This window comes from Klebsiella sp. OBRC7 (assembly GCF_000293135.1).
Classification (GTDB): domain Bacteria; phylum Pseudomonadota; class Gammaproteobacteria; order Enterobacterales; family Enterobacteriaceae; genus Klebsiella; species Klebsiella michiganensis.
Genome location: NZ_ALNJ01000143.1, coordinates 1 through 1,458 on the forward strand (window position 1 = coordinate 1; position 1,458 = coordinate 1,458).

Sequence of the window (1,458 nt, forward strand, 5' to 3'; positions counted from 1 at the left end):
CACCATCATACACTAAATCAGTAAGTTGGCAGCATCACCCAAATAATTAACACTTTGTCTCCTTTAGTGAAAATTTTTCCTTCTTCAGGCTCCAGTAGTAAATAATGTATTTGGCCAAATTGATCGGTGAGTTTTCCTTCGCAGGGATTACCTGAAGTGGCTTGATGACCGGTAATTAACGCCATGCTACCAATATATTCTTCTTCTGTAATAGCTGAACTATGGTCGCGTGGAATCCAGGGCGCAACTATTTTACCGGTATAATGCACCGCAATAATCGTAAACAGTAAACTGACAGGAACCACGAACAGGTTCGACAGTGGTGATTGCCAGACCATGATGCAGGCATGCTGCAACAGGATGCCAATAAGACCAAAAAAACCAGCCAGTAAGCAGAGAACGACGAGAGCTGGCAATCTTCCAATATTGAGATAAAGAAGTGCCTGGCTAATATGACCTGTGGTTATGGAATCATAATGGTCAAGATGTGCATCAAGAGCACCGGAGAGCATGTGACCGCAGATAAGCGCAAAAATTTCTAACAGGCCGATCAACAGTACAAAGGAAATAGCGAAAAGATAAGGGGTGTTATAGTCGGCGAATAAAATCATATATCACTCCAATGTCCATTTAGTGACGCAATATTTACTTTGTAATAATTTCCTTGCTTACATTTATCTGTGTTAATAATAACACAGGTTAGAGAAGTTCTGGAAGAGAAAGTCTTTTAATATGGTTTTTTATTTTTCACTAAAAAGTGTGATCGGGGACAATATATTTACGCACGTTATGTTTAAAGGCACTACACTGATTGGGGAATACTGAAATCAGAAAAAGCATATGGCCTTAAAAGGTATGCGATAACCGGAGGATGAGCTTATGGATCATAGTCTTAATTCTTTAAATAATTTCGATTTCCTGGCGCGTAGTTTTGCCAGAATGCACGCAGAAGGTCGCCCGGTCGATATTCTGGCCGTTACTGGTAACATGGATGAAGAACATAGAACCTGGTTTTGCGCACGTTATGCCTGGTATTGTCAACAGATGATGCAGGCAAGAGAGCTGGAGTTAGAGCACTGATATAACGGGCCTGATGGCCCGTTTTAGGGAAGGTGCGAACAAGTTCCTGATATGAGATCATCATATTCATCCGGAGCGCATCCCAGAGGGACATCATGAGCCATCAACTCACCTTCGCCGATAGTGAATTCAGCACTAAGCGCCGTCAGACCCGAAAAGAGATTTTCCTCTCCCGCATGGAGCAGATTCTGCCATGGCAGAATATGACCGCTGTCATCGAGCCGTTTTATCCCAAGGCGGGCAATGGCCGACGGCCCTATCCGCTGGAGACCATGCTGCGTATTCACTGCATGCAGCATTGGTACAACCTGAGCGACGGTGCCATGGAAGATGCCCTGTACGAAATCGCCTCCATGCGCCTGTTTGCCCGATTATCCC

The 1,458-nt window shown here is 44.2% G+C and carries 3 protein-coding genes; 2 read left to right on the forward strand and 1 reads right to left on the reverse strand.

From position 1 onward, the window contains the following. Positions 1 to 17: 17 nt before the first annotated feature. Positions 18 to 611: an OB-fold-containig protein gene (locus HMPREF1144_RS27565; protein ID WP_000599943.1), complete on the reverse strand. Its 594-nt coding sequence runs from the start codon at positions 609 to 611 to the stop codon at positions 18 to 20. A 268-nt stretch (positions 612 to 879) separates the two neighbouring features. Between HMPREF1144_RS27565 and glgS the strand changes: the two genes are divergently transcribed. Continuing rightward, positions 880 to 1,080, forward strand: coding sequence for a cell surface composition regulator GlgS (glgS, locus tag HMPREF1144_RS32155; RefSeq protein WP_000350095.1), 201 nt, complete (start codon positions 880 to 882; stop codon positions 1,078 to 1,080). A 95-nt stretch (positions 1,081 to 1,175) separates the two neighbouring features. Then, positions 1,176 to 1,458, forward strand: a 283-nt coding sequence (locus tag HMPREF1144_RS27570; RefSeq protein ID WP_009654673.1) for an IS5/IS1182 family transposase, incomplete at its 3' end; no start/stop codon positions are given.

What these genes read in the sequence shown, in the direction of transcription:
- HMPREF1144_RS27565 (WP_000599943.1), bottom strand. Translation starts at nt 611, where the DNA reads ATGATTTTATTCGCCGACTATAACACCCCTTATCTTTTCGCTATTTCC.
- glgS (WP_000350095.1), top strand. Translation starts at nt 880, where the DNA reads ATGGATCATAGTCTTAATTCTTTAAATAATTTCGATTTCCTGGCGCGT.